Genomic DNA, 22,710 nt, shown 5'->3' on the forward strand with positions numbered 1-22,710 from the left:
CCCTACGCCTTGCGGTGCTCGGCGAAACCGGCGGCGCGCTGGCTGCGCTCGTCGGCCCAGGCGTCGCTGAGCTGGGCGCGCGTGTCGTGCCAGTCGACCAGCACGTCGCATTTCGGGCAGTGTCCGCTGAGATCCAGCTCGCTGTCGCAGGCCCGGTGGAACATCCGGGTGGCCGGTTGGCCGCCGGCCGGCTTGCACCAGCGCTCGCCCCAGGTCCGCAGCGCCAGGATCACCGGCATCAGGTCGCGGCCCTTGTCGGTCAGCCGGTACTCGTGCCGCGGGGGGCGTTCGCTATAGGCGTGGCGCTCGACCAGGCCGTCGGCCTCCAGCCGCTTGAGCCGCGCGGCCAACACCTGGCTGGAGGCGCCGGTCTGAGCCTGGAGATCCTGGAAACGGCTCTGGCCGAGCAGCAGCTCGCGAACGATGAGGATCGACCAGCGGTCGCCCACCAGGCCGGTGGAATGGGCGATCGGACACAGGGTGTCGTCGCCGTAGTCGCCGTCTGGTCCGCTCATGCGCTTTCTCCGCCCCGCTCCTGCATAGCACCAAGCGGCGGCGCGACAAAAGATGACACCGGCGTCATTTTTGAGTCGCTTTGAGTTTCAAAGTTGCTATCGTCCGGCCAAACCCCGGGACAGTGGGAATGGAGGAAGGTCATGGCTGACGGCGCTCACGACCCGAAGGCGCTGCGCGCGGCGATCGGGATTTCACACGCCGACGAGCGGAAGATCGCGCAGGAGCTGTCGCCGGCGGTGGCCTGGCCGACCCTGTTCCTGGCGCTCGCCCTGCCGGCGGCGCTGATCGGCGTCATCGCCTTGGGCTTCACCGGAGCCTGGCCGCTGTGGGCCTGCCTGCCCGTGCTGGCTGTGATCTCCTACGCGCACTACACGCTTGTTCACGAGTCGATCCACGGCAACGTGGTCGCCGCGCCCAAGAGCCTGCACTGGATCAACACCGTGGTCGGCTGGATTGGGTCGCTGGGCATGGGTTCGGGCTGGCCGGCGCTGCAGCGCACTCACGTGCTGCATCACTCGCACACCAACACAGAGCGCGACCCCGACATCTCGGTGAAGGGCACCTTCGTCCAGCTGCTGCGCAAGTGGCTGATCGGGGTTCCGATGTCGCTGATCCCGATGGGGGCGCTGCGGTTCATCAGCGCCGCGCGCTACAAGCGGCTGGGCACGATCCTGAGCCCCAGCGAAATCGCCCAGGTCACCGCCGTCACCCTGTTCACCTGGGCGCTGCTGATCGCGGCGATCGCCACCGGCCACGTCGCCGAATGGCTGATGCTGTGGTTCCTGCCGACCCGGATCGGCATCCTGGCGCTGAACATCCTGTTCCAGTGGCTGCCGCACCACCCGTTCGACCAGACCGAGCGCTATCTGAACACCCGCATCAGCCTGTGGGCCGGCGGCACCTTCCTGACCCTGCAGCAGAACCTGCACCTGATGCATCACCTGTGGCCCAGCGTGCCGTTCTACAACTATGCGCGGCTGTTCCATCGCCTGCGCCCGGTGCTGAAGCTGGAAGGCTCGCGGGTCGAAGGGCTGATGGTCGGGCCCGGCCGCCGCACGATCACCGACTAGGGTTCCGCGGCCTTCGCCAGCTCCGGCAGGCGCTCCTCGATCCAGTCGGCGAGCGCCTCGACGTGCTGGGCCGCCTCCTGGCCGAACTCGGTCAGGCTGTACTCGACGTGCGGCGGCACGACCGGATAGCTGCGCCGGACCAGCAGGCCGTCGCCCTCGAGCTGTTGCAGGGTCTGGGCCAACATCCGCTCGCTGACCCCAGCCGCCTTGCGGCGCAATTCGCTGAACCGCAGCGTGCCGCCGCGCAGGGCGATCAGCACCAGCACACCCCAGGTGCTGGTGACGTGCTTGAGAACCTCACGCGAGGGACAGCGCGGGGCGAACACGTCGCCGCGCTGCATGCGGTCGGCCAGGCGGGAGGGCGCGTCCATACTTACCTCTGCGTACGTACTTACGAAAAGGAAGTTAGGAACCTAGATGGCCGGCTGCAACTTCAATCCCAAGAATGAGGGACAGCCATGTACGCCATCACCGGAGCCACGGGCCAACTCGGCCGGCTCGCCCTGGACGCCCTGCTGAACACCGTCGCCCCCGACCAGATCGTCGCCCTGGCCCGCGATCCGGCCAAGCTGGCCGACGTCGCCGCGCGCGGGGTGCAGGTCCGCGCCTTCGACTATGACGCCCCGCAGACCCTGGCCCCCGCCCTGGCCGGGGTCGAGCGGCTGCTGCTGATCTCGTCGAGCGAGGTCGGCAAGCGCACGCCGCAACATCAGGCGGTGATCGATGCGGCCAAGACCGCCGGGGTGAGCTTCATCGCCTACACCAGCATCCTGCGCGCCGATGTCAGCCCGCTGGGCCTGGCGGTCGAGCACCGGGCGACCGAGGCGGCGCTGCAGGCCAGCGGCCTGGCGCACGCCCTGCTCCGCAACGGCTGGTACACCGAGAACTATGTGCAGGCGGCGCCCGCCGCCCTGGCCCACGGGGCCCTGCTGGGCAGCGCCGGCGACGGCAAGATCTCCGCCGCCAGCCGCGCCGACTACGCTGCCGCCGCGGTGAAGGTGCTGACCGGCGAGGCGGTGAGCGGGACCTATGAGCTGGCCGGAGACGAGGCCTTCACCCTGACCCAGTTCGCCCAGGCGCTGTCGGAGGTCGCCGGCAAGCCGGTGGTCTATTCGAACCTGCCGGAGGCCGACTATGCGGCGGCGCTGAAGGGCGCGGGCCTGCCGGCCCCGATCGCCGAGATGCTGGCGCAGAGCGACGCCGCGGCCGCGCAGGGCGCGCTGTTCGACGATGGTCGTGTGCTGAGCGGCCTGATCGGGCGGCCGACGACGCCGTTCAAGGAGACCTTGGCGGCGGCGATCGGCTAACCGCCACTCAGCTGTCATCCCGGTTTCGGCGCAGCCGAAGACCGGGACCCATGAACACCGGATCGGGCCCCCGGTGGCGAGGCGTCGCCTATTCCTCAGATCCAGCCGCGAATGGGTCCCGGTCTTGCTTCGCAAACCGGGATGACAAATGCGGATTGTTGGCTAGCGCGGCATGGGGAAACCGATCCCCATTCTCCTCTCCCCGCTTGAGGGGAGAGGTCGGGTGAGGGGTCGGCGGCGCGCAGCGGCGCACTTCGGCCGACGGTGGCGAGACGGCGCCGCGGAGGCCCCCTCACCCTACCCTCTCCCCCACGGGGGAGAGGGACGTCTAAAGCTCGAGAACTACCGCGGCTTGGCGAAGCGGCCGTCGCCCTGGACGTTCTGGCGGACCTGGGTCGAGACGGCGCAGCCGTCTATCGAGCGCATGACGGTCAGGTGCATTCCGGCCGGCGGCAGGCTGGCCAGGGTCTGGGCGCCGGCCGGGCCGCGGCGGTCCTGCGGCCGCAGCAGCGCCGCGGGGCGGGCCGGATCGGCGACCTGCAGCGTCGCCTCCTTGGGGCAGGATGGGGCGGGCGGCGCGGACAGCGCGGTCGCCGCCAGGGCGGTCAGAAGCAGGGAAGCGGCCATGGCGATCCTCCTGTTGGGGAGAATCTACGCCCGGACTGTGACAGCCTGAAGCGGATTCAGCGGCTCATCCGCAGCCAGGTGAACGCCGCGCCCGGGTCGCGGCCGACATCGACGATGCGGAAGCCCTCGCGCAGGTAGAAGTCCTGGGCCCGCAGGTTCGGGGACTGGCACTTGAGCGACAGCGGCCCGTCGGCGACCGCGGCCACGTGGTCAAGCAGCGCCTTGCCGACGCCGGCGCCGCGGGTCTCGACATAGAGGGAATGCAGGAAATTTCCGGGCCGGTGGAAGCCGGCGATCCCCAGCAGGCGATCGCCGTCCCGGGCCAGGTAGACTTCCTCCTGCTCGGCGGCGTGGAGGAAGTCGGCGGCCTGATGCCGCTGCGGCGGGACCCAGGTGAAGGTCTCGCGCAGAACGCGCTCGTAAAGCGCCGCGCAGGCCGCGATCTCGTCAGCCTGCGCGCGCCTTATCTCGATCATTGGGCGATCATCAGGCCTGCATGGTCCAGCCTTCGACGCCCATGGCGGCCTGGCGGCCGGCTTCCGAGCGGGTCGGGTGCGGATGGCAGACGCGGGCGATGTCCTCGCTGGCGGCCTTGAAGGCCATGGCCACGCAATACTCGCCGATCATCTCGCCGGCTTGCGGACCGACGATGTGGACGCCGAGAATCTCGTCGGTCTTGGCGTCGGCCAGGACCTTGGCGAAGCCTTCGGTCTCATGATTGATCTTGGCGCGGCTGTTGGCGCTGAACGGGAACTTGCCGACCTTGTAGGCGACGCCCGCCTCCTTCAGCTGCTCCTCGGTCTGACCGACCCAGGCGACTTCCGGGTAGGTGTAGACCACGCTGGGGACCAGATTGTAGTCCACGTGGCCGTACTTGCCGGCGATCATCTCGATGCAGGCGACCGAGTCTTCCTCGGCCTTGTGGGCCAGCATCGGGCCGTGGATGGCGTCGCCGATCGCCCAGACGCCCGGCGCCGAGGTCTTGAAGTGGTCGGTTTCGATGAAGCCGCGCTTGTCGGGGGTGATGCCGACATTCTCCAGGCCGAGGCCCTCGGTGTAGGGACGGCGGCCGATGGCGACCAGCACGTACTCGGCTTCCAGGGTCTCGGCCGCGCCGCCGGCCACCGGCTCGACGGTGAGCGAGACGCCCTTCTTGGAAGCGGTCGCCCCGGTCACCTTGGCGCCCAGCTTGAACTCCACGCCCTGCTTGGTCAGCGAGCGCTGGAAGGTCTTGGCGGTCTCGGCGTCCATGCCGGGCGTGATGCGGTCGAGGAACTCGACGACGGTGACCTTCGAGCCCAGGCGGCGCCACACCGAGCCGAGCTCGAGGCCGATGATGCCGGCGCCGATGACGATCAGGCTTCCCGGCACTTCCGGCAGCGACAGGGCGCCGGTGGAGTCGACGATGCGCTGTTGGTCGATGGTCACGCCCGGCAGCGGGGTCGGTTCCGACCCGGTGGCGATGACGATGTTCTTGGCTTCCAGGGTGGTGACCGAGCCGTCCTCGGCGGTGACCTCGACCTTGCCCGGGCCGGTGATCTTGCCGGCGCCCTTGATCCACTCGACCTTGTTCTTCTTGAACAGGAACTCGATGCCCTTGGTCAGGGCGGTCACCGAGTCGGCCTTCTGCTTCATCATCTGCACGAGGTTCAGCTTGGGCTTCACCTCGATGCCGAGGGTGGCGAACTCGCCGCCGGCGGCTTCGTACAGTTCCGAGGCGTGCAGCAGCGCCTTGGAGGGCATGCAGCCGACGTTAAGGCAGGTGCCGCCCAGCGTCGTGCGCTTCTCCACCACAGCGGCCTTCAGGCCCAGCTGGCCCGCGCGGATGCCGGCGTTGTAGCCGCCGGGGCCGCCGCCGATGATGATGACGTCGTATTGAGCCATTGCTCTAAGTCCTTAGCAAAACGGCGAGGCGTGAAAGCCCCGCCGCCATGAGATGCGTTCGCCGGTGACGGCGTGATTTAGACGTCCAGCAGCAGACGCTGCGGGTCTTCGATGGCTTCCTTGACCTTGACCAGGAAGGTCACCGCGCCCTGGCCGTCGACGATGCGGTGATCGTAGCTGAGCGCCAGGTACATCATCGGGCGGATCACCACCTGGCCGTTCACGGCCATCGGGCGTTCCTGGATCTTGTGCATGCCCAGGATGCCCGACTGCGGGGCGTTGAGGATCGGGGTCGACATCAGCGAGCCGTAAACGCCGCCGTTCGAGATCGTGAACGTGCCGCCTTGCAGGTCTTCCAGGGCGAGCTGGCCGTCGCGGGCCTTCTTGCCCAGGGCGCCGATGCCCTTTTCGATGCCCGATAGCGACAGCGCGTCAGCGTCGCGCAGCACCGGAACCACCAGGCCCTTTTCGGTGCCGACGGCGACGCCGATGTCGTAGTGGTTCTTGTAGATGACGTCGGTGCCGTCGATCTCGGCGTTGACGTCCGGCACGTGCTTCAGGCCGTGGATCACCGCCTTCACGAAGAAGCTCATGAAGCCGAGCTTCACGCCGTGGCTCTTCTCGAAACCGTCCTTGTACTGGTTGCGCAGGGCCATGACCGCGCTCATGTCGACCTCGTTGAAGGTCGTGAGCATGGCCGCGGCGTTCTGGGCTTCCTTCAGGCGGCGCGCGATGGTCTGGCGCAGGCGGGTCATGCGGACCCGCTCTTCGCGCGCGTGGATCTCACGCGGCGCGGCCGGAGAGGCTGGGGCGGCCGGAGCGTTGGCGCGGGCTTCCAGGGCGGCCAGGGCGTCGCCCTTGGTCACGCGGCCGGCCTTGCCCGACCCGGCGATGGCGCCGGCGTCGAGGTTGTTCTCGGCGACGATGCGCTGGGCCGACGGCGCCAGCGGCGCAGCGGCGGCGGGAGCCGCGGCCGGAGCCGGCGCGGGGGCCGGAGCCGGCTTCGGCGCTTCAGCCTTGGGGGCCGGCGCGGCGGCCGGGGCCGAAGCCACGGCGCCTTCGGCCAGACGACCGAGCACAGCGCCCGGCTCGACGGTCGCGCCTTCTTCGGCGGCGATGAACTCGAGCACGCCGTCCGCGGGGGCGGCGACCTCGAGGCTCACCTTGTCGGTTTCCAGTTCGACCAGGATCTCGTCCTTCCGAACGGCGTCGCCCGCCTTCTTCGTCCAGCGCGCGACCGTCGCCTCGGTGACGGACTCGCCCAGGGCGGGGGTCATGATGTCGGCCATTGGAAGTACCTGTCTCTCTCTTCGCTCTATTCTTTTACTTGGAAGCCCGGGGACGCCTTAAGCGAAGGCGTCCGCGAGGAAGTTCTGCAGTTCGCGCATGTGGCGGCTCATCAGGCCGGCGGCGGTCGAGGCCGAGGCCGGGCGACCGACGTAGCGGGCGCGCTTGGCCTTGACCTTGAGGCGCTCGAGGGTGAGCTCCAGCCACGGGTCGACGAAGGTCCAGCCGCCCATGTTCTTCGGCTCTTCCTGACACCAGACCAGCTCAGCGTTCGGGAAGCGCGACAGTTCCGCCGACAGCGACTTCACCGGCCACGGATAGAACTGCTCGAGGCGCATGATGTAGACGTCGTCGACGCCCTTCTCCTCGCGCGCGTCCAGCAGGTCGTAATAGACCTTGCCCGAGCACAGCACGACGCGGCGGATCTTGTCCGGCGCGACCAGCTTGACCGAAGTGTTGGCGCCGCGTTCGGCGTCGTCGTTCAGCACGCGGTGGAAGGACGAGCCCTCGGCCAGGTCGGCCATCGTCGAGGTCGCCTTCTTGTGCCGCAGCAGCGACTTCGGCGTCATGACGATCAGCGGCTTGCGGAACTCGCGGCGCTGCTGACGGCGCAGGGCGTGGAAGTAGTTGGCCGGGGTCGAGCAGTTGACGACCTGCAGGTTGTCTTCCGCGCACAGCTGCAAGAAGCGCTCGAGGCGGGCCGAGGAGTGCTCGGGGCCCTGGCCTTCGTAACCGTGCGGCAGCAGCATGACCAAGCCGCTCATCCGCAGCCACTTGCGTTCGCCCGACGAGATGAACTGGTCGATGACCACCTGGGCGCCGTTGGCGAAGTCGCCGAACTGGGCTTCCCACAGGGTCAGGGTCTTCGGGTCGGCCAGCGAGAAGCCGTACTCGAAGCCCAGCACCGCCTCTTCCGACAGCGCCGAGTCGATGACCTCGAAGTGAGCCTGGCCCGGACGCAGGTGCGACAGCGGGGTGTAGTGCTCCTCGGTCTTCTGGTCGATCAGGTCGGTGTGGCGCTGCACGAAGGTACCGCGGGCGCTGTCCTGACCGGCCAGACGGACCGGGAAGCCCTCGTCGAGCAGGCTGGCGAAGGCCAGGTGCTCGGCGGTCGCCCAGTCGAGGCCTTCACCGGCCTCGATGGCCGAGCGGCGGTTCTCGATCGCGCGGCGAACGGTCTTGTGGACGTCCAGGCGCTCGGGGATGGCGGTGATCTTTTGGCCCAGGTCGACCAGCTTCTGCATCGGCACGCTGGTGTCGCCGCGGCGATCGTCGCCCTCGGGCAGGGCCAGGCCCGCCCACTTGCCGTCCAGCCAGTCGGCCTTGTTGGGCTTGTAGGTCTTGCCGGCCTCGAACTCCTTGTCGAGGAAGTCCTCGAACTCGGTCACCCAGCCGGCGACTTCGGTCTCGGTGGCCACGCCCTCGGCGACCAGCTTGCGCGCGTAGAGCTCGCGGGTCGGCGGATGGTCCTTGATCTTGGCGTACATCAAGGGCGAGGTCATCGTCGGGTCGTCACCCTCGTTGTGACCGAACCGCCGGTAGCAGAACATGTCGATGACGACGTCCTTGCCGAACTGCTGGCGGAACTCGGTGGCCACCTTGGCCACGAAGGTCACGGCTTCGGGGTCGTCGCCGTTCACGTGGAAGATCGGCGCCTCGACCATCAGCGCCACGTCCGACGGATAGGGCGAGGAGCGGCTGTACTGCGGCGCCGTCGTGAACCCGATCTGGTTGTTGACGATGAAGTGGATGGTGCCGCCGGTGCGGTAGCCCTTGGTGCCCGAAATCGCGAAGCACTCGGCCACGACGCCCTGGCCGGCGAAGGCCGCGTCGCCGTGCAGCAGCAGCGGCAGGACATGGCCGCGGCCGCTCTCAGGCGCATCGCGAAGGGTGAAGGCCTGCTTGGCGCGCGCCTTGCCCAGGACGACCGGGTTGACGATCTCCAGGTGCGAGGGGTTGGCGGTCAGCGACAGGTGGACGTTGTTGCCGTCGAACGCGCGGTCCGACGAGGCGCCCATGTGGTACTTCACGTCGCCCGAGCCCTCGATGTCCGAGGGGACCGACGAGCCGCCTTGGAACTCGTGGAAAATGACGTGGTACGGCTTGGCCATGACGGCGGCCAGCACGTTGAGGCGGCCGCGGTGCGGCATGCCGAGCACGATGTCGCGAACACCCAGCGCGCCGCCGCGCTTGATGATCTGCTCCATGGCCGGGACCATGGCTTCGCCGCCGTCCAGGCCGAAGCGCTTGGTGCCCGGATAGCGCTTGTGCAGGAAGCGCTCGAAGCCTTCGGCCTCGATCAGCTTCTTGAGGATGGCGACCTTGCCCTCCTTGGTGAAGTGAATCTCCTTGTCGCGGCCCTCGATGCGCTCCTGCAGCCAGGCCTTCTGGGCCGGGTCGGAGATGTGCATGTACTGCACGCCGATGTCGCCGCAGTAGGTGCGCTTGAGGATCGCCAGGATCTCGCGAACCGTGCCCGTCTCCAGGCCCAGCACGTAGTCGAGGAAGATCGGACGGTCGAAGTCGGCCTCGGTGAAGCCGTAGGTCGCCGGGTCGAGCTCGGAGGCGTCGCCGTCCGGCACCGTGATGCCCAGCGGATCGAGGTTGGCGCGCAGGTGGCCGCGCATCCGATAGGCGCGGATCATCATGATCGCGCGCAGGGAGTCGAGGGTGGCGGCGCGGACCGATTCCGGCGAGGCGCTGGGCGCGGCGCGCTCGGCGACCTTGGCGCCGACCTTGGCCTCGACCGCCGGCCAGAGGCCGTCGATGGCCGAGAGCCAGTCAGGACGGGCGGCCGGGGCGCCCGGCTTGGTCCAGGAGCGCTTGCCGGCTGCGGCCTTCACCTCTTCGGCGCGGTCGTTCAGCGAAGAGAAGAAGGCCTGCCAGGAGGCGTCGACCGAGGCGGGGTTCGCCGCCCATTTCGCGTAGAGGTCCTCCACGAATGCGGCGTTGCCGCCGTAGAGGAATGAGGTCTCCGCGAGCACCTCGTTGATCAGACTGCCGTCGTCCGCCATTTCGTCCGTTTCCCGGGGCCCGTCGCGCGGACTTCAGGAAGAAGGAGCCGAGCGCGGACCGCCCATACTACTTAGGTTGTCGCCGGGCGCCTTCCAGGCGCCCGGCTCGCCGTCAGGCGCCTTTCAGCACCTGAAGAAGGGTTTCGCCCAGAGCCGCCGGCGACGGCGAGACGCGGATGCCCGCGGCCTCCATCGCAGCGATCTTGTCTTCCGCACCGCCCTTGCCGCCGGAGATGATCGCGCCGGCGTGGCCCATGCGGCGGCCCGGAGGCGCCGTACGACCAGCGATGAAGCCGACCATAGGCTTCTTGATGGGCGAATTTTTGATGAACTCGGCCGCGTCTTCTTCAGCCGAGCCGCCGATTTCGCCGATCATGATGATCGACTCGGTTTCCGGGTCCTTGAGGAACAGGTCGAGCATGTCGATGAACTCGGTGCCCTTGACCGGGTCGCCGCCGATGCCGACCGCCGTCGATTGGCCGAGGCCGACGTTGGTGGTCTGGAACACCGCTTCGTAGGTCAGGGTGCCGGAGCGCGAAACCACGCCGACCGAGCCCTTCTTGAAGATGTTGCCCGGCATGATGCCGATCTTGCACTGGTCCGGCGTCAGGACGCCGGGGCAGTTCGGGCCGATCAGGCGCGACTTGGAGCCGGCCAGGGCCTTCTTGACCTTGATCATGTCGGTCACCGGGATGCCCTCGGTGATGCAGATGATCAGCGGGACTTCGGCGTCGATGGCTTCCAGGATCGAGTCGGCCGCGAAGGGCGGCGGGACGTAGATCGCGCTGGCGTCGGCGCCGGTCTGCTTGACCGCCTCGGCCACGGTGTCGAACACCGGCAGGCCGATGTGCGTCTGGCCGCCTTTGCCCGGGGTCACGCCGCCGACCATCTTGGTGCCGTAGGCGATGGCCTGCTCGGAGTGGAAGGTGCCTTGGGCGCCGGTGATGCCCTGGCAGATGACTCGCGTCTCTTTACCGATGAGGATGGACATCAGTTCGCCTCCCGCACGGCTTTGACAATCTTCTCAGCGCCGTCCGAAAGGTCGTTCGCCGCGATCACGTTCAGACCGCTTTCGTTGATGATCTTCTTGCCGAGTTCGGCGTTGGTGCCTTCCAGGCGAACCACCAGCGGAACCGACAGGCCGACCTGCTTCACCGCGTTGACCACGCCGTTGGCGAGGATGTCGCAACGGGCGATGCCGCCGAAGATGTTGACCAGGATGCCCTTCACGTTCGGGTCGGCCATGATGATCTTGAAGGCCGCAGTGACCTTCGGCTCATCGGCGCCGCCGCCGACATCCAGGAAGTTCGCCGGCTCGGCGCCGTAGAGCTTGATGATGTCCATGGTGGCCATGGCCAGGCCCGCGCCGTTGACCATGCAGCCGATTTCGCCATCGAGGGCGATGTAGCTGAGGTCGAACTTGGAGGCCTCGATTTCCTTCGGGTCCTCTTCGCTCTCGTCGCGCAGGGCGACGATGTCCGGGTGACGGAACAGCGCGTTGGAGTCGAAGCTGACCTTGGCGTCCAGGACGCGCAGGTGATCATCGCCGGTCACGATCAGCGGATTGATCTCCAGCATGCTCATGTCCTTGGCGAGGAACGCCGTGTAGAGCTGCGAGAGAAGCGTGGCCGCTTCCTTGGCCAGGCCACCCGTCAGGCCGAGCGCCTTGGACAGCGCGCGAGCGTGGTGCGGGAAGACGCCGGTGGCCGGGTCGATGGAGAAGGTGACGATCTTCTCGGGGGTCGAGTGCGCGACCTCCTCGATGTCCATGCCGCCTTCGGTGGAGGCCACGACCGAGACACGGCTCGTTTCGCGGTCGACCAGCAGCGACAGGTAGAATTCCTTGGCGATCGCGGCGCCTTCCTCGATGTAGAGGCGGTTCACCTGCTTGCCCTTGGGACCGGTCTGGTGGGTCACCAGCACGCGGCCGAGCATCTCCTCGGCGTTGGCCTTGACCTCATCGACCGACTTGACGACGCGGACGCCGCCCTTGGAGTCGGGACCGAGGCCTTCGAAGCGGCCCTTGCCGCGTCCGCCGGCGTGGATCTGGGACTTCACGACGAAGACCGGACCACCGAGGTCCTGGGCGGCCTTGACCGCTTCGTCGACGGAGAAGGCGGCATAGCCGCGCGGGACCGCCACGCCGAACTCGGAGAGGACGGACTTGGCTTGATGCTCGTGGATGTTCATGAGGCCGCGTAACGCGTGATCGGGAAACCCGCCGGGCTCGGCGGACGGCCGGGGTTATAGGCGCCACCGCTCAATGTGGCAACCGCGAGCCCCCAACAAAACCGCGTATTTTCGCCTACTGTATACAATCTTGACGCCAACGTCATCGAAGAAAGACCAATCACAACAATCGCTCGACCATTAGGACGCGCCAGCGCCGCGCTTCCTCATGGGACCCAATCGTGTTTTCTCCTGCGCATGCGCTCAGTGAAGGCGAAGTGGTTCGAATATGGCCCCATGGGCGGGGTCGGCGGATGGGCCCGCGGCTTCGCCATCGCCGGGGTCGCGGCCGTGTTCCTGGCCGTCTCGGGCGCCTTCGGGATGGGGGAGCTGCCGCTCGGCCTCCGCCTGGCCTACTGGGCCGGAACGCTAAGCATCGGCACGGTCTGGGGCGGGCTCGTCTCGCGCTTCGCCTTCCCGATCCGCAACCGGACGCCGAACCTGTGGCTGCGCACCGGCCTCTATGCGCTGGTGATCGCCGGGCCGCTGACCGCCCTGGTCTGGATGGTCAACGCGCGCCTGCTGCACTCGCCGATCCCGACGAGGGCGCTCGCCTCGCTTTTCGTCAGCGTCGCCTTGGTTACGCTGGTGATCACCGCGGTCAACGTACTGGCGGCGCGACGCCGCGACGCCGTGGCCGCCGCCCCCGCTCCGCCCCGCTTCCTCGAACGGCTTCCGCTCAAGCTGCGCGGCGCAGAGATCTGGGCGGTGGAGGCCGAAGACCATTATCTGCGGCTGCACACCTCCAAAGGCCAGGACCTGATCCTGCTGCGGCTGGCGGACGCGGTGGCTGAGCTGGAGGGGATCGTAGGGGCGCAGGTGCACCGCTCGTGGTGGGTGGCGCGGGACGCCATCACCGAGGCGCGCCGCGGCGACGGCCGCGCCACCCTGACCCTGAAGGACGGCTCAGAGGTTCCGGTCAGCCGCACCTACGCCCGGCAACTGCGCGAACGCGGCTGGATCTGACCCGCAGCCTATAACCTTAGGGCATGGATGACTGAACCAAAGGACTAGGACAGGCGCGCGCGCCACTGTTCGCGGCTCTGACCCCACACGTCGACGCTCTCGCTGAGCGGGGGCGGCAGCAGCGCATGGCGCAGGATCGAAGAGCCGAGCTTGCGCGCCACGCCCTGCGAATTGACGTTGCCGGGGTCGATGCAGTGGATGACCTCGGTCCAGCCCAGATGATCGAAGGCCCAGTCGATGGCCGCGGCCGCGCCCTCGGGCGCATAGCCCTTGCCCCAGAACTCGCGCGCCACGCCCCAGCCGACCTCGGTGCCCGGCCAGCCCTCGGGCTGCCAGGGGCCCAGGCGGCCGACCCAGCGGCCACTGTCCTTCTCGATCACCGAGAACATGCCAAACCCCCGCACCACCCAGGAGCCGGCCATGGTGCACATCATCCGCCAGGCCGTTTCGCGCGGCTGAGGCCCGCCGAGGAAGCGTGCGGCCTCCTCGTCGGCGGCGAAGGCGGCCCACGGTTCGAAATCCTCGCCCGAGGTCGGGCGCAGGATCAGGCGGGCGGTTTCGAGAGTGGGTCCGAGGCTCATGACGCGATTTTTCACCGGTTCGGACCGCCGCGCCAGCGGTTCAGCCGGCGTTCAGCCCCTGGCGGTAGGGTGGCGCCATGAACCTCGACGGCGAACCGCCCCTGACCCTGGAGCCGCGCGATCCTTCGCCGCCGCGCCGACGGATCGGCCGCAAGGCGATGCTGGGCGGCGTGGCGATCGCCTGCGTGCTGGGGGTCGGCCTGGGCCTGGCGGCGCGTCCGCAGCTGATCAGTGATCTGGCGGCCCGCGCCCCGATGCCGGCGGCGACGCCGGCGGCCGGGTCCGAGCGCCAGATGGACATCGTCATGGCTGAGCTGCCGCCGGCGGCTCCGCCGCCGCCCGCGCCACCGCTGGAGACCCTGCCGCCAGACATGGGCGGCCCGCCGCCCGGCCTAGCGCCCCTGCCGCCCGAACCGCCGCCGGCGCCGATCCCACGCCCTGCCCCGGCGCCGCCGCGCGCGCCGCCGGCCCCGTGGGCCCCGCAAGCGCCGTTGGCCCAGGACCCGACCTGGGGCGACGCGGGCCGCCCGAGCTTCGACTGCCGCAACGCCGGATCGCTGGCCGAGGAGATGGTCTGCACCGATGCGGTGCTCGCCGCCGCCGACCGCCACCTGGCCCGCGCTTATCGCCAGGCCGAGCGCTCGGGTGCGCCGATCGAGGCGCTGCGCGAGGACCAGGACGAATGGCTGGCCTACCGCGAGGAGGCGGCCCTGCGCTCGCCGCGCGCCGTCGCCGCCGCCTATGACCGCCGCATTGGCGAACTCGAGGCCATAGCCGCCGGCCGCGCGCGCCTGAACGGAAGATAGCGCGCACGAAAAAGGCCGGCGCCGCGATCGCGGGCCGGCCCTTCGAAACGTTCAGACGCGTCGGGCTTAGCCCAGCATGTCCTTCACGGTGTCGCGCTCGCCGACCAGCTCGTCGTTGGTGATGGCGATCTTAGACTTGGCGAAATCGTCCATCTCGTACGAGGTGATGACGTCGTAGCCGGTGGCGGTGGTCTTCACCGGCATGCCGGCCCAGACGCCTTCGGCGAAGCCGTAGCGGCCTTCGCTGGCGATGGCGACCGAGTGGACGGCGCCGACGGTGGTCAGGTCGCGCACGTGGTCGATCAGGGCGTTGGCGGCCGAGGCGGCCGACGACAGGCCGCGGGCTTCGATGATCGCCGCGCCGCGCTTGCCGACGGTCGGCAGGTAGTCGTTCTTCAGCCAGGCTTCGTCGCCGATGACGTCGGCGGCCGGCTTGCCGCCGATCTTGGCGTGGGTGAAGTCGGCGAACATGGTCGGCGAGTGGTTGCCGTAGATGAACAGCTCGCTGACGTCGTTGATCGAGACGCCGGCCTTCTTGGCCAGCTGGGCGCGGCCGCGGTTTTCATCCAGGCGCACCATAGCGGTGAAGCGGTCGGCGGTCAGGCGCTTAGCCTGGCTGGCGGCGATCATGACGTTGGTGTTGCAGGGGTTGCCGACCACGGCGACGCGGGCGTCGTCAGCGGCGACGGCGTCGATGGCCTTGCCCTGGGCGATGAAGATCTTGCCGTTGTCCTTCAGCAGGTCGGCGCGCTCCATGCCCGGACCGCGCGGCTTGGAGCCGACCAGCAGGTTCCAGTTGGCGTCCTTGAAGGCGACGTTGGCGTCGTCGGTCAGAACCATGTCGGCCAGCAACGGGAAAGCGCAGTCTTCCAGCTCCATGGCCACGCCCTTCAGGGCCTTCTGAGCGCCTTCGGTCGGGATTTCGAGCAGTTGCAGGATGACCGGCTGGTCCTTGCCCAGCATCTCGCCCGAGGCGATGCGGAAGAGAAGGGCGTAACCGATATTGCCGGCGGCGCCGGTGACAGCGACGCGGATCGGCTTCTTCGTGGTCATGGAACTGTCCCGTGTTTGCAGTGCGAAATTCGCACGCGCTCTAGACCCGCAAGGGCTTTGCGGCAAGCGCAAGTGACTCCGCGCAGCTGCGGGGCTACCAAGCCGGGGTCATGTTCGAGATCGATCCGGCCTTCGTCGCCACCTCTCACGCCCTCGGCGACCTCGCCCTCAGCCATGCGCGGCTGCAGGACGACGCGCGCTATCCCTGGATCGTGCTGATCCCGCGCCGGGCGGCCCTGCGCGAGCTGGAAGACCTGGCGCGCGAGGAGCTGGCGATCCTGACCGACGAGATCCTGGCCGCCGGTCACGCCGTGCGGGCGCTGGGCGTCCAGGTCGACAAGCTGAACGTCGGCGCGCTCGGCAATCTCACTCCGCAGCTGCACGTCCATGTGATCGGCCGACGGATCGGCGATCCGGCCTGGCCCGGCCCGGTCTGGGGCCACAGCCCAGCCGAGACCTACGGCGCGGACAAGCTGGCGCGTGCGACAGCAGCGGCGAAAGCGGCGCTGGGCCTCGGCTAATTGCGGCGCAGGGTGACCGCGGTGCGGTCGCGGCCTTCCAGCAGATCGCCCGACCACTCGCCGCCAGGTCCCGGATTGAGCAACAGGGTCGCCACCCCGCCTCCCGGCCGCGGATAGAAGCTTGCGGTCACCTGCGAGCCGGTGCGCTGGATGTCGACCAGGAAGCCCGACCCCTCGGGGGTTCCGCGCCGGCGCGGATCGCGCCAGGCGCCTTCCAGGGTTCCGCCGCCCTTGTCGACCAACAGGAACGAATAGAGCGTCTCGCCCGAGCGCCCACGCAGCACCCAGGCGCCGTCCATCGGCCCCTGCATGCCCTGGGCCGAGGCGAAGGACGAGCGCAGGCGGGTTTCGTAGCCGAGTTCGGCGGCGTTGAGCGGCGCCTCGGGGGTCTTGTCGTATTCGTCGATCGTCACCGGGGCGGTCAGCCGCGGCCGGCGCGGAGCCGGCGGCGGCGTATAGGCCGGCGGCAGGCTGACGACGGCCGGCCGCTCGGCCGGAGCCGGCGCGGACGGCGGGCTGTAGGGAAAGGCGGGCGCGGGCGCCGGCGGGGTCGCAACAGGCGGCGGCGCGCCGACGGCCTCGGCGGTCTCCTCGTCGACCTGGTCGAGAATGGAGCCGATCGGATCGACGACGTCCTGCGCCTGAGCCGACGACGCGGCGGCCAGGGCCAGAAGCCCGATCGCAGAGCTCAGAAGATGGTTCAAATCACGCCTCACGCCGCGGCGATGGCCTCGGCCACGGCGATCACGCGCCGCGCCTGCGCCAGGTGCAACCGCTCAACCATGCGCCCCTCGACTTTAAGAACACCCTTAGCGGCGTTTTCCGGCGAATCGAAGGCCGCGACGACCACCCGCGACCATGCGACCTCCTCGGCCGAAGGGCTGAAGGCGGCGTTGGCGGACTCGACCTGACGCGGATGGATCAGGGTCTTGCCGTCGAAGCCGAACTCCAGCCCCTGGGCGCATTGCGCCGCCAGGCCAGCGTCGTCCTCGATCTCGTTGAACACCCCGTCCAGCACCGCCAGGCCATGGGCGCGGCCGGCCGCGACGATCAGCGACAGCGGCCCGGTCAGGGCCGCGCGCTCGACAGTGAGGCGGCAGCGCATCTCCTTGGCCAGGTCGTTGGTCCCGACCACCAGCGCCGCCAGTCCCTCGGCCCCGGCGATCTCGCCAAGCGCGAACAGCGAGGCGCAGGTCTCGACCATCGCCCACAGCGGCACCCCGCCGGCCTCGGCCGCGCCGTAGGCCCGCACGTCGTGGGCGCTCGAGACCTTGGGGACCAGGATCGCGTCGGGCCGCGCGTCGATGGCGGCGGCGAGATCCTCCAGCCCCCAGGGCGTGTCCAGGCCGTTGACCCGGATCACCACCTCGCGCTGGCCGAACCCGCCGGCGCGCACCGCCGCGACCGCCTGGTCGCGCGCCAGGTCCTTGGCGTCGGGCGCGACCGCGTCCTCGAGGTCGAGGATGACCACGTCGCAGGGCAGCTCACGGGCCTTTTCGATCGCCCGGGCGTTGGCGGCGGGCATGTAGAGGGCGCTGCGGCGCGGACGGGCGACGATCAAGACCTGCGGGCTCCGACGGGATAGCTATGGCCCAGTCATAAGGGTTAGGATGGCGCCATGACCACCCGCTACGACGCCGGCGCCAAGAACGTGTTGGGAGGCGAGCTGCTCGCCTGCTCGCTCAGCCCCGTGACCGGCTTCTTTCGCAATGGCTGCTGCGAGACCGGGCCGCACGACCTTGGCCTCCACACCGTCTGCGCGGTGATGACCGCCGAGTTCCTCGCCTACTCCAAGATGATCGGCAACGACCTGTCGACGCCGATGCCGGAGTACGGGTTCGAGGGGCTGAAGCCCGGCGACCGCTGGTGCCTGTGCGCGCCCCGCTGGAAGGAGGCGCTGGACGCCGGCGCCGCGCCGCAGGTGGTGCTGGAGGCGACCCACGAGGAGACACTGGCGATCGTGACGCTGGGCGTCCTCAAGGACTACGCGGTCGAGGCCTGAGCCTCAGAACAGCGGATACTCGCGCTCGGCCCGGTACCAGGAGCCCTGGTCCGACTGCCAGCTGGAATAGAGGCCGAAGCTGGTGACCCGGAAGGGCTCGGTGCGCAGCAAGTTGTTTTCCTGGATCCACTGGGCGACGTCGGCCGGGTTGGGCCGGCGCAGATAGGCCAAGGTGACGTGCGGCTTGTAGGCTCGGGTGTCCGGCTTCAGGCCGGCGCGGCGGGCCGCCACTTCGCAGGACCGGGCCAGATGGCGCAGGGCCTCGTTCTCCTCGACGCCGGCCCAAATCGCGTGGATGTCGGCCCCCTCGCCGAACGCCCCGACCCCCTGCAGGGACAACTCCAGCGGCCCGCCACCCACGGTGGTAAGTTCCGTATCGAGGTCCGCGGCGACGTTCTCGGCGACGTCGCCGACAAAGCGCAGGGTGATGTGGAACGCCTCGGGCGGCCGCCAGCGGGCCCCCGGCAAGCGGTCCTGGCGAGCGACCAGGTCCTGCGCGATGTCCTCGGGAATGGCGAGCGCGGCGAACAGGCGGATCATGGATACCTACCTAAGGTGCTGACGTTCTGACGCAATCGTAATCGACCCAGCCTTGCATGGACGCCATTGGACCACGATATTTGAGCGGCGTCCGCTAGGGGCGCTTCCTAGAAGGGCCAACATCCCTATGAGCGACTATAACCGCGGCTACGCGCGCTCGATCCCCGCAGATCGCGCCGACATGTCGGTGGACGCGGGTCTGCGCAGCTTCATGCTCGGCGTCTACAACAAGGTAGCGCTGGGTCTCCTGCTCTCCGCCGCTCTGGCTTACGTGACCGGCTCGTTCCCGCCCGTTCGCGACCTGATGTTCAGCATCTCGCCCTCGGGCAAGGTCGGCTACACCCTGCTCGGCATGATCGTGGCGTTCGCGCCGCTGGCCGTGATCCTCTTCGGCGCCTTCGCCATGAAGAACGTCACGCCGCGCTCGTCGGGCATCTATTACTGGACCATCGTCGGCCTGATCGGCGCGGGTCTGGGCGTGCTGACCTTCGTCTACACGGGCGCTTCGATCTTCTCGACGTTCCTGATCACCGCGGCCGCCTTCGGCGGCCTGTCGCTGTTCGGGTACACCACGAAGAAGGATCTGACGGGCTTCGGCAGCTTCCTGATCATCGGCCTGATCGGCCTGGTCGTGGCGAGCATCGTCAACATCTTCCTGGCCAGCAGCATGATGGGCTTCATCATCAGCATCGCCGGCGTGCTGATCTTCGCGGGCCTGATCGCCTACGACACCCAGCGCCTGAAGATGAGCTACTACGAGATGGGCGGCGACCAGACGGCTCAAGCCGTGGCCACCAACTACGGCGCGCTCAGCCTCTACCTCAACTTCATCAACCTGTTCCAATTCCTGCTCAGCATCTTCGGCGACCGCCGCTAGGACCTGACCTGGAGCGAGAGCTTCGAACCCCGGCGGGCCACCGCCGGGGTTTTTGTTTGGGCGCGATGCTGCAGGCGGACGCCGCTAGTCGACGACCTTGAAGCGGCCCTTGTCGAAGAAGCGCAGCACCTGCTCGAGGTCGTGGCCGCGGCGCAGGATCATGCCGCCCTGGCCGATCACCGCCCAGGCGCCCTGGCGGCGGGCCAGGGCCGGCCGCTTTTCGATGCGGTAGAGCGGCGCTTCGGAGGCGCGGCGGAACACCGAGAACACGCAGGCGTCGGCCAGAGCGCCGATGCCGTAGTCGCGCCATTCGCCGGCGGCGACCATGCGGCCATAGAGGGCGAGAAGGCGGTCGAGCTCGCGACGCTCGAAAAAGACCTGCACGGTCCGAGGCTGCTGTTGCGGATCAAGCGCCATCGCCGGTCAGCGTGCCCCAATTTCCAGCCGTCGACAAATGCTCAGTGAGCGGCGATCCGTTGCGCAGCCGACACGGCGGCCAGCCAATCTAAATCAGCCGTAATGTTGCGCCACGGAAAGACCTTATTTCGGTCGTTCGCGCGCCTGATCCGCCTTCGATAGTGACATCGTCGGTTGATCGGAGACCTGCTGGTCCCGGATCCTGAACAGCCCCCCCAGCCCCCCTGGATCGCGGGCTTCGGTCAGCCGACGCTACTACATTGAGCACCACCCAATGCGAGCCCGCGCGGATCCTCCCCCCCCTCCGCGCGGGCTTGTTTGCGTCTGGATCCCCGAAAATCAGCGCCTGGATCAGTCTCGGACGGCGACGCCGAGGATCCGGCCGCCGTCGACGCCCTGGACCAGCACCGCCGAGGCCAGGCCGTCCTCGGCTGCTGGCAGCCGATAGGCGGTCGGCCGGCCGCGCCAGGCGCCCAGCCGCTTCATTTCGCGCACCACATTGCGGTGGACGACGGTCTGGCCGCGGTTGTCGCCCTTTTTGACCACCACGTCCTGCTCGCGCGGATCGTAGCGCACCAGCCACACCTCGGCCCCGCCGCGCGGGACCTTGCCGGAGCCGACGTCGACCCGGCGCGGACCGATGAAGGCCATGTCCGGCGGATCGTGCGGGCCCTTGGCGGCCTGGGAGACCAGGCGTTCGACCTTTTCGGTCTGCAGCCCGCCGGCCTGGGTGCGGCCGTCGACCACCACCTGGGGGGTATAGGGTTCGCGCAGCTCCAGCCGCGTCACATAGGCCTTCTGGCGGGCCGTGAACTCAGGCTTGGCGAAAGTGTCCGGCCAGCCGAGGTAATCCCAGTAGTCGACCGGAAACGTCAGGGCCAGCACGCCCTCGCGCTGGGCCATCTTGGCCAGATTGGCGTTCGCTTCGCCGCAGGACGCGCAGCCCTGGGCGGTGAACAGCTCGACCACCACCGGCGGCTTGGCGGCCGCGGCGAGAGGGGTGACACAGAGCAAGAGGCTGAAAAGCGCGGCCTTACGCATCGTGGCGCAATTAAGCGGACTTCCCTCAGCTTTGGATTTCAACAAGGCGTGACCAGCTTGCAGCGTCGCGGAAACGAAAGAGGGGGCCTGCACGGGCGGCAGACCCCCTCGAACGTGATGATCTACCCCTCAGCGTGAGAGAGGCAAACCAAGACTTTAGGCCGCCGAACCACCGGCCAGATTGCGCAGCACGTAGTTCAGCACGCCGCCGTTCTTGAAATACTCAAGCTCGGTCGGGGTATCGATACGGCAGCGGACCGGGAAGCGGGCGATGCGGCCGTCCGACGGACGGTACATCTCGACGGTCAGTTGCTTGCGCGGGGCCAGCTCGGTGAGGCCGCGGATGGTCACGATCTCCTCGCCGGTCAGACCCAGCTTCTGCCAGCCGTCCTGGGTGAACTGCAGCGGCAGCACGCCCATGCCGACCAGGTTCGAGCGGTGGATGCGCTCGAAGCTTTCGGCGATGACCGCACGGACGCCGAGCAGCTTGGTGCCCTTGGCCGCCCAGTCGCGCGACGAACCGGTGCCGTATTCCTTGCCGGCGAAGACGACCGCCGGACGGCCCTCGGCCTGGTAGCGCATGGCCGCGTCGTAGATCGACATGACGTCGCCCGACGGGAAGTGCTTGGTCACGCCGCCTTCGATTTCCGGGGTGATCTTGTTGCGGATCCGGATGTTGGCGAAGGTGCCGCGCATCATGATCTCGTGGTTGCCGCGGCGCGCGCCGTAGGAGTTGAACTCCGTGGCGGGCACTTGGCGTTCACGCAGATAGACGCCGGCCGGCGAGGTCGCCTTGATCGAACCGGCCGGGCTGATGTGGTCGGTGGTGATCGAGTCGCCGAACACGCCGAGGATGCGGGCCTCGACGATGTCGGTGACCGGCTCCGGCTCCATCTTCATGTCCTGGAAGTACGGCGGGTTCTGCACGTAGGTCGAACCCATGTCCCAGGCGTAGGTCTGGCCGCCGGACACCTTGATGCCCTGCCAGTTCTTGTCGCCCTTGAAGACGTCGGCGTAGCGGGTCGCGAACATCTTCTGCGTGACGTGCTTGCGCTGCAGCGTGGCGATCTCTTCCGAGGTCGGCCAGATGTCCTTCAGGAACACCGGATTGCCGTCCTTGCCTTCGCCGAGCGACTCGGTGGCCAGGTCGATGTTCATGTTGCCGGCCAGGGCGTAGGCGACCACCAGCGGCGGCGAGGCCAGGTAGTTGGCGCGGACGTCCTGGTTCACGCGGCCTTCGAAGTTACGGTTGCCCGAGAGCACCGAGCAGGCGACCAGGTCGTTGGCGTTGACCGCTTCGGCGATGGCTTCCGGCAGCGGGCCCGAGTTGCCGATGCAGGTGGTGCAGCCGTAGCCGACCAGGTTGAAGCCCAGCGCGTCGAGCGACTTCGTCAGGCCGGCGGCCTTCAGGTAGTCGGTGACGACCTGCGAACCGGGGGCCAGCGAGGTCTTCACCCACGGCTTCACCTTCAGGCCCTTTTCGACCGCCTTCTTGGCGACCAGGCCGGCGGCGATCAGCACCGAGGGGTTCGAGGTGTTGGTGCAGGAGGTGATGGCGGCGATCACGACGTCGCCGTTGCCGACGTCGAACTTTTCGCCGGCCACCGCCACGCGGGGCTCTTCGCCTGTCTTGCCGAAGTCCTTGGCCAGGGCGGACTTGAACTCCGAGGCGGCGTCGGACAGCAGCACGCGGTCTTGCGGGCGCTTCGGGCCGGCCAGCGACGGCAGCACCGCGCCCAGGTCCAGCTCGAGCGTGTCGGTGAAGACGGGGTCGGCGTCGCCGGCCTCGACCCACATGCCCTGCTCCTTGGCGTAGGCTTCGACCAGGTCGGCGCGGGCCGGATCACGGCCGGTGGCGCGCAGGTAGTCGATGGTCGCCTTGGTGACCGGGAAGAAGCCGCAGGTGGCGCCGTATTCCGGAGCCATGTTGGCGATGGTCGCCTGGTCTTCCAGGGTCAGGCCGGCGAGGCCC

At 68.5% G+C, this 22,710-nt stretch carries 24 protein-coding genes; 7 read left to right on the forward strand and 17 right to left on the reverse strand.

Annotated features, from left to right (window positions below; translation table 11 throughout):
- Positions 1-2: 2 nt before the first annotated feature.
- Complete coding sequence (locus C0481_RS20425) at positions 3-515, reverse strand: helix-turn-helix domain-containing protein (protein ID WP_293407377.1); 513 nt, start codon at positions 513-515, stop codon at positions 3-5.
- 141 nt (positions 516-656) lie between these two features.
- Between C0481_RS20425 and C0481_RS20430 the strand changes: the two genes are divergently transcribed.
- Positions 657-1,586 (forward strand): fatty acid desaturase, encoded by a 930-nt coding sequence (locus C0481_RS20430; RefSeq protein WP_293407379.1) that lies wholly within the window; start codon positions 657-659, stop codon positions 1,584-1,586.
- Here the strand turns inward: C0481_RS20430 and C0481_RS20435 are convergent.
- Positions 1,583-1,957: a helix-turn-helix domain-containing protein gene (locus C0481_RS20435; protein ID WP_293407382.1), complete on the reverse strand. Its 375-nt coding sequence runs from the start codon at positions 1,955-1,957 to the stop codon at positions 1,583-1,585. The genes C0481_RS20430 and C0481_RS20435 overlap by 4 nt on opposite strands.
- A gap of 87 nt (positions 1,958-2,044) precedes the next feature.
- Here C0481_RS20435 and C0481_RS20440 point away from each other — a divergent pair, with 87 nt between their 5' ends.
- Positions 2,045-2,893 (forward strand): SDR family oxidoreductase, encoded by an 849-nt coding sequence (locus C0481_RS20440; RefSeq protein ID WP_293407384.1) that lies wholly within the window; start codon positions 2,045-2,047, stop codon positions 2,891-2,893.
- Positions 2,894-3,235: 342 nt separating this feature from the next.
- Here C0481_RS20440 and C0481_RS20445 read toward each other — a convergent pair whose 3' ends face one another.
- From C0481_RS20445 to sucC, 7 genes are all read right to left on the reverse strand, one after another.
- Entirely contained in the window at positions 3,236-3,520 is a 285-nt protein-coding gene (locus tag C0481_RS20445) for a hypothetical protein (RefSeq protein WP_293407386.1), read from the reverse strand.
- Positions 3,521-3,576: 56 nt separating this feature from the next.
- Positions 3,577-3,996 (reverse strand): GNAT family N-acetyltransferase, encoded by a 420-nt coding sequence (locus C0481_RS20450; protein ID WP_293407388.1) that lies wholly within the window; start codon positions 3,994-3,996, stop codon positions 3,577-3,579.
- A 10-nt stretch (positions 3,997-4,006) separates the two neighbouring features.
- Positions 4,007-5,404, reverse strand: a complete 1,398-nt coding sequence (gene lpdA, locus C0481_RS20455; protein ID WP_293407390.1) for a dihydrolipoyl dehydrogenase — start codon at positions 5,402-5,404, stop codon at positions 4,007-4,009.
- Between the two features lie 77 nt (positions 5,405-5,481).
- On the reverse strand, positions 5,482-6,693 hold the full coding sequence (gene odhB, locus C0481_RS20460; RefSeq protein ID WP_293407392.1) for a 2-oxoglutarate dehydrogenase complex dihydrolipoyllysine-residue succinyltransferase: 1,212 nt from the start codon (positions 6,691-6,693) through the stop codon (positions 5,482-5,484).
- A gap of 57 nt (positions 6,694-6,750) precedes the next feature.
- Positions 6,751-9,705, reverse strand: a complete 2,955-nt coding sequence (locus C0481_RS20465; protein ID WP_293407394.1) for a 2-oxoglutarate dehydrogenase E1 component — start codon at positions 9,703-9,705, stop codon at positions 6,751-6,753.
- Between the two features lie 112 nt (positions 9,706-9,817).
- Positions 9,818-10,696, reverse strand: coding sequence for a succinate--CoA ligase subunit alpha (gene sucD / locus C0481_RS20470; RefSeq protein ID WP_293407396.1), 879 nt, complete (start codon positions 10,694-10,696; stop codon positions 9,818-9,820).
- Entirely contained in the window at positions 10,696-11,895 is a 1,200-nt protein-coding gene (gene sucC, locus C0481_RS20475) for an ADP-forming succinate--CoA ligase subunit beta (RefSeq protein WP_293407398.1), read from the reverse strand. Before sucC ends, sucD begins: the two co-directional genes overlap by 1 nt.
- A 237-nt stretch (positions 11,896-12,132) precedes the next feature.
- Between sucC and C0481_RS20480 the strand changes: the two genes are divergently transcribed.
- Positions 12,133-12,900: a LytTR family DNA-binding domain-containing protein gene (locus C0481_RS20480; RefSeq protein WP_293407400.1), complete on the forward strand. Its 768-nt coding sequence runs from the start codon at positions 12,133-12,135 to the stop codon at positions 12,898-12,900.
- 44 nt (positions 12,901-12,944) lie between these two features.
- Here C0481_RS20480 and C0481_RS20485 read toward each other — a convergent pair whose 3' ends face one another.
- Positions 12,945-13,481: a GNAT family N-acetyltransferase gene (locus C0481_RS20485; RefSeq protein ID WP_293407402.1), complete on the reverse strand. Its 537-nt coding sequence runs from the start codon at positions 13,479-13,481 to the stop codon at positions 12,945-12,947.
- A gap of 77 nt (positions 13,482-13,558) precedes the next feature.
- Between C0481_RS20485 and C0481_RS20490 the strand changes: the two genes are divergently transcribed.
- Positions 13,559-14,287 (forward strand): lysozyme inhibitor LprI family protein, encoded by a 729-nt coding sequence (locus tag C0481_RS20490; protein ID WP_293407404.1) that lies wholly within the window; start codon positions 13,559-13,561, stop codon positions 14,285-14,287.
- A gap of 66 nt (positions 14,288-14,353) precedes the next feature.
- On the opposite strand, the gene C0481_RS20495 is transcribed toward C0481_RS20490, so the two are convergent.
- Complete coding sequence (locus tag C0481_RS20495) at positions 14,354-15,340, reverse strand: malate dehydrogenase (RefSeq protein ID WP_293407406.1); 987 nt, start codon at positions 15,338-15,340, stop codon at positions 14,354-14,356.
- 110 nt (positions 15,341-15,450) lie between these two features.
- Here C0481_RS20495 and C0481_RS20500 point away from each other — a divergent pair, with 110 nt between their 5' ends.
- Entirely contained in the window at positions 15,451-15,861 is a 411-nt protein-coding gene (locus tag C0481_RS20500; protein WP_293407408.1) for an HIT domain-containing protein, read from the forward strand.
- Here C0481_RS20500 and C0481_RS20505 read toward each other — a convergent pair.
- Positions 15,858-16,565, reverse strand: a complete 708-nt coding sequence (locus C0481_RS20505) for a hypothetical protein (RefSeq protein ID WP_293407411.1) — start codon at positions 16,563-16,565, stop codon at positions 15,858-15,860. The genes C0481_RS20500 and C0481_RS20505 overlap by 4 nt on opposite strands.
- A gap of 8 nt (positions 16,566-16,573) precedes the next feature.
- The gene (locus C0481_RS20510) at positions 16,574-17,422 is read right to left on the reverse strand and encodes a CoA ester lyase (protein ID WP_293407413.1); all 849 of its coding nucleotides are present in this window, start codon (positions 17,420-17,422) and stop codon (positions 16,574-16,576) included.
- A 57-nt stretch (positions 17,423-17,479) separates the two neighbouring features.
- Here C0481_RS20510 and C0481_RS20515 point away from each other — a divergent pair, with 57 nt between their 5' ends.
- The gene (locus C0481_RS20515; RefSeq protein WP_293407415.1) at positions 17,480-17,863 is read left to right on the forward strand and encodes a DUF2237 domain-containing protein; all 384 of its coding nucleotides are present in this window, start codon (positions 17,480-17,482) and stop codon (positions 17,861-17,863) included.
- Between the two features lie 3 nt (positions 17,864-17,866).
- Here C0481_RS20515 and thpR read toward each other — a convergent pair whose 3' ends face one another.
- A complete protein-coding gene (thpR, locus tag C0481_RS20520) occupies positions 17,867-18,403 on the reverse strand; it encodes an RNA 2',3'-cyclic phosphodiesterase (RefSeq protein WP_293407417.1) in 537 nt (178 codons plus the stop codon).
- A gap of 127 nt (positions 18,404-18,530) precedes the next feature.
- Here thpR and C0481_RS20525 point away from each other — a divergent pair, with 127 nt between their 5' ends.
- Entirely contained in the window at positions 18,531-19,280 is a 750-nt protein-coding gene (locus C0481_RS20525) for a Bax inhibitor-1/YccA family protein (protein ID WP_293407419.1), read from the forward strand.
- 84 nt (positions 19,281-19,364) lie between these two features.
- Here the strand turns inward: C0481_RS20525 and C0481_RS20530 are convergent, their stop codons facing one another.
- The 3 genes from C0481_RS20530 to acnA all read right to left on the reverse strand — a co-directional run.
- Entirely contained in the window at positions 19,365-19,697 is a 333-nt protein-coding gene (locus tag C0481_RS20530; protein ID WP_293407421.1) for a DUF2794 domain-containing protein, read from the reverse strand.
- 351 nt (positions 19,698-20,048) lie between these two features.
- Complete coding sequence (locus C0481_RS20535; protein ID WP_293407423.1) at positions 20,049-20,738, reverse strand: DUF1223 domain-containing protein; 690 nt, start codon at positions 20,736-20,738, stop codon at positions 20,049-20,051.
- A gap of 156 nt (positions 20,739-20,894) precedes the next feature.
- On the reverse strand, positions 20,895-22,710 hold a 1,816-nt coding region (gene acnA, locus C0481_RS20540), incomplete at its 5' end, for an aconitate hydratase AcnA (protein WP_293407425.1).

This window comes from Phenylobacterium sp., assembly GCF_013822795.1.
Taxonomy (GTDB): domain Bacteria; phylum Pseudomonadota; class Alphaproteobacteria; order Caulobacterales; family Caulobacteraceae; genus Phenylobacterium.

Coding starts and splice junctions, on each gene's coding strand:
- C0481_RS20425 (WP_293407377.1), bottom strand. CDS start 515: ATGAGCGGACCAGACGGCGACTACGGCGACGACACCCTGTGTCCGATC.
- C0481_RS20430 (WP_293407379.1), top strand. CDS start 657: ATGGCTGACGGCGCTCACGACCCGAAGGCGCTGCGCGCGGCGATCGGG.
- C0481_RS20435 (WP_293407382.1), bottom strand. CDS start 1,957: ATGGACGCGCCCTCCCGCCTGGCCGACCGCATGCAGCGCGGCGACGTG.
- C0481_RS20440 (WP_293407384.1), top strand. CDS start 2,045: ATGTACGCCATCACCGGAGCCACGGGCCAACTCGGCCGGCTCGCCCTG.
- C0481_RS20445 (WP_293407386.1), bottom strand. CDS start 3,520: ATGGCCGCTTCCCTGCTTCTGACCGCCCTGGCGGCGACCGCGCTGTCC.
- C0481_RS20450 (WP_293407388.1), bottom strand. CDS start 3,996: ATGATCGAGATAAGGCGCGCGCAGGCTGACGAGATCGCGGCCTGCGCG.
- lpdA (WP_293407390.1), bottom strand. CDS start 5,404: ATGGCTCAATACGACGTCATCATCATCGGCGGCGGCCCCGGCGGCTAC.
- odhB (WP_293407392.1), bottom strand. CDS start 6,693: ATGGCCGACATCATGACCCCCGCCCTGGGCGAGTCCGTCACCGAGGCG.
- C0481_RS20465 (WP_293407394.1), bottom strand. CDS start 9,705: ATGGCGGACGACGGCAGTCTGATCAACGAGGTGCTCGCGGAGACCTCA.
- sucD (WP_293407396.1), bottom strand. CDS start 10,696: ATGTCCATCCTCATCGGTAAAGAGACGCGAGTCATCTGCCAGGGCATC.
- sucC (WP_293407398.1), bottom strand. CDS start 11,895: ATGAACATCCACGAGCATCAAGCCAAGTCCGTCCTCTCCGAGTTCGGC.
- C0481_RS20480 (WP_293407400.1), top strand. CDS start 12,133: ATGCGCTCAGTGAAGGCGAAGTGGTTCGAATATGGCCCCATGGGCGGG.
- C0481_RS20485 (WP_293407402.1), bottom strand. CDS start 13,481: ATGAGCCTCGGACCCACTCTCGAAACCGCCCGCCTGATCCTGCGCCCG.
- C0481_RS20490 (WP_293407404.1), top strand. CDS start 13,559: ATGAACCTCGACGGCGAACCGCCCCTGACCCTGGAGCCGCGCGATCCT.
- C0481_RS20495 (WP_293407406.1), bottom strand. CDS start 15,340: ATGACCACGAAGAAGCCGATCCGCGTCGCTGTCACCGGCGCCGCCGGC.
- C0481_RS20500 (WP_293407408.1), top strand. CDS start 15,451: ATGTTCGAGATCGATCCGGCCTTCGTCGCCACCTCTCACGCCCTCGGC.
- C0481_RS20515 (WP_293407415.1), top strand. CDS start 17,480: ATGACCACCCGCTACGACGCCGGCGCCAAGAACGTGTTGGGAGGCGAG.
- thpR (WP_293407417.1), bottom strand. CDS start 18,403: ATGATCCGCCTGTTCGCCGCGCTCGCCATTCCCGAGGACATCGCGCAG.
- C0481_RS20525 (WP_293407419.1), top strand. CDS start 18,531: ATGAGCGACTATAACCGCGGCTACGCGCGCTCGATCCCCGCAGATCGC.
- C0481_RS20530 (WP_293407421.1), bottom strand. CDS start 19,697: ATGGCGCTTGATCCGCAACAGCAGCCTCGGACCGTGCAGGTCTTTTTC.
- C0481_RS20535 (WP_293407423.1), bottom strand. CDS start 20,738: ATGCGTAAGGCCGCGCTTTTCAGCCTCTTGCTCTGTGTCACCCCTCTC.